Genomic DNA, 2,528 nt, shown 5'->3' with positions numbered 1-2,528 from the left:
AGATACAGCAGCCTTGGCTGGCGACATTACCTTTGACCATGTGTCCTACAAGTACGGCTTTGGCCGTGATACCCTATCCGACATCCAGCTGACCATTCGAGAAGGCAGCAAGGTCAGTCTGGTCGGCATCAGCGGTTCTGGCAAGACGACTCTGGCTAAGCTCATTGTCAATTTTTACGAGCCCTATCAAGGTGAAGTTCGGCTCAACGGCCATGACCTCAAGACCGTGGACAAGAAAGTCCTGCGCCAGTATATCAACTACCTGCCCCAGCAGCCCTATATCTTTAGCGGCTCCATCTTAGAAAATCTGACCCTGGGCAGCAAGGGTGACATCAATCAGGAAGACCTAATCCGGGCCTGCGAGATTGCCGAGATCCGCAGAGATATCGAGCAGATGCCCATGGGCTACCAGACCGAGCTGTCAGATGGCGCTGGCCTGTCCGGCGGCCAGAAACAGCGGATTGCCCTGGCACGCGCCCTCCTGACCAAGGCCCCTGTCCTAATCCTAGACGAAGCCACCAGCGGCCTGGATGTTCTGACGGAGAAAAAGGTTGTGGACAATCTCATGGCCCTATCCGATAAGACCATTATCTTTGTCGCCCACCGACTCAGCATTTCCGAACGGACCGACCAGGTCATCGTCCTGGACCGCGGAAGGGTCATTGAAACCGGCTCCCATCAGGACCTGATGGTCAAGGGTGGTTTTTACCAGCATTTGTTTGACAAGTAATACTCTTTGAAAATCAAATTTTGACTGTGTTAAACCTCTTTGATGAACTATAGTTGATACAAACTTCGTTTGTTTAATCTGCAACCTCCAACAATTCACTGAATTGTTGGAGCTATCTGCATCGGTTTGCCTTGTCAAAAGTCGATTTTCTTTGAGTATAAGGAGGTTATATAATGAATCCCAATTTATTTAAAAGTACAGAATTTTACCAAAGGCGCTATCATAATTTTGCGACGGTCCTGACTATCCCGCTGGCCCTGCTGGTTCTCTTTTTGGTCCTTTTTTCCCTCATTGCCAGCAAGGAAGTGACTGTGACCTCTGTCGGCCAGATTACGCCTACCAAGGTTATCGCCTCTATCCAGTCGACCAGCGACCATACCGTCACGTCCAACCATCTCTCCGAAAATAAAACTGTCAAAAAAGGCGACCTTCTGGTCAGCTATGCTGAGACCTTGGAAGCTTCCCAAAAGCAGGCCATTGAGACCCAGCTGGACAGCTACCGGAGGCAAAAGACCGGTCTGGAAACCCTCAAGTCCAGCCTGCAGCAAAATACCAATCTCTTTGGCGATAATGATGAATTTGGCTACGGAAATACCTACAATAACTTTGCCAATCAAGCTAATGACATCAATCTGGGCGTCTCTAGGACCAATACAGAAGTCAGCAACCAAGCAGCCATTGCTAACAACACCATTGCAGCTATTGACAGTCAAATTGCCTCCCTACGCTCGCAAATTGATGACTACAAAGAGCTTTACAATGCCATTTCCAACAGGAGCAGCAGCCTATCCAGCGACAATCCCCACAAGGACACGCTCAACAGCTACCTCAGTCAGATCAAGGAGCAGCCAGACAGCGATGTGACCAATCAGTACCTGTCGCAAATCACCTCCAGCATCTCCAATCTGGACTCCTCTATCGCCAGTCTGGAGATCCAAAAAGCCGGTACCGGCAGTCCTGCCGCCTATGATAACAGTGCCGCGACTAAGGTCGAAGCCCTGCGGAGCCAATTTCTCCAAAATGCCGACCAGCAGCTGACCACCCTGCAGACCCAGATCACCGATCTGGAAAACCAGCTCAAGCAAACGGACAGCCAGCTGCAGGATACCCAGCTGACAGCCCCTGAGAGCGGTGTTATCCACCTCAATGAAGCCTATAAGGGTAAGAATCTGCTGCCCAAGGGGACAGAAATCGCCCAGATCTACCCTAGCATCCAGAAAAATCAGGATGTTCTCATAACCTACTATGTCTCCTCGGCCTATATGACCAATCTCAAAAAAGGCCAGACAGTTCGCCTCAGCCTAGAAAAGATTGGCAACCAGCCTCTGGTCATCACGGGGAAAATCAGCAGCATCGCCAGCTCGGCCACAGAGACCAAGGAAGGCAGCCTCTTTAAGATAGAAGCCAAGGCCAGATTGTCAGAGCAGGACAGCAAGCTGGTCCGCTATGGACTCCAAGGCCGAGTAACCAGCGTCATCGCACGAAAGACCTTCTTTGACTATTACAAGGATAAACTTGTCAATCAGGGTCAATGACTGTTTAGGAGTAAATAGCTACCATTTAGGATTTTTGCCCCACAAACTGCAATTTATTTGCTATACTAAGTACATCAAATATAGGAGGTTCATATCATGAACAAAAAGAAGTCTTTGGAACAATTCGCCGCTCTGTCGCCAGAGCAACTGGAAAAGATAGAGGGAGGGGGAAAGAACTGGCTCAGCCATCTTTCAGAATGGTTTGACCTTGCTTTTTTAAAGAGATGAATCAAATCTTTTTGATTTATTCTATTTAGAATAAG

General features: G+C 48.9%; 3 protein-coding genes. All 3 read left to right on the top strand.

Translation table 11 applies throughout. From position 1 onward, the window contains the following. A partial coding sequence (locus STRDD11_RS14205; RefSeq protein WP_241209319.1) for an ATP-binding cassette domain-containing protein occupies positions 1-730 on the top strand: 730 nt, incomplete at its 5' end. A gap of 173 nt (positions 731-903) precedes the next feature. Next, positions 904-2,265 (top strand): bacteriocin secretion accessory protein, encoded by a 1,362-nt coding sequence (locus STRDD11_RS05220; protein ID WP_128836032.1) that lies wholly within the window; start codon positions 904-906, stop codon positions 2,263-2,265. A gap of 96 nt (positions 2,266-2,361) precedes the next feature. Beyond that, entirely contained in the window at positions 2,362-2,493 is a 132-nt protein-coding gene (locus tag STRDD11_RS05215; protein ID WP_128836030.1) for a ComC/BlpC family leader-containing pheromone/bacteriocin, read from the top strand. Positions 2,494-2,528 lie beyond the last annotated feature (35 nt).

It is taken from the genome of Streptococcus sp. DD11 (assembly GCF_001578865.1).
Classification (GTDB): domain Bacteria; phylum Bacillota; class Bacilli; order Lactobacillales; family Streptococcaceae; genus Streptococcus; species Streptococcus panodentis.
Note: the sequence above shows the minus strand (reverse complement) of the source record. Positions and strands in the feature narration are given on the sequence as shown.

Bases quoted from the DNA above. Each gene is read 5' to 3' on its own strand.
- STRDD11_RS05220 (WP_128836032.1), top strand. From the start codon at position 904: ATGAATCCCAATTTATTTAAAAGTACAGAATTTTACCAAAGGCGCTAT.
- STRDD11_RS05215 (WP_128836030.1), top strand. From the start codon at position 2,362: ATGAACAAAAAGAAGTCTTTGGAACAATTCGCCGCTCTGTCGCCAGAG.